Genomic DNA, 218 nt, shown 5'->3' on the forward strand with positions numbered 1-218 from the left:
GTCCCAGTGTGGCCGATCACCCTCTCAGGTCGGCTACGCATCGTTGCCTTGGTGAGCCGTTACCTCACCAACTAGCTAATGCGACGCGGGTCCATCCATAAGTGACAGCCGCAGCCGCCTTTCAATTTCGAACCATGCAGTTCAAAATGTTATCCGGTATTAGCCCCGGTTTCCCGGAGTTATCCCAGTCTTATGGGCAGGTTACCCACGTGTTACTC

1 rRNA gene is annotated in these 218 nt (G+C 54.6%); it reads right to left on the reverse strand.

Annotated elements, in window-relative coordinates:
* Nucleotides 1–218: ribosomal RNA gene (locus MR167_RS32655) — 16S ribosomal RNA — on the reverse strand; the annotation flags it as partial.

It is taken from the genome of Bacillus cereus group sp. BfR-BA-01355, from assembly GCF_022663675.1.
Classification (GTDB): Bacteria; Bacillota; Bacilli; order Bacillales; family Bacillaceae_G; genus Bacillus_A; species Bacillus_A thuringiensis_S.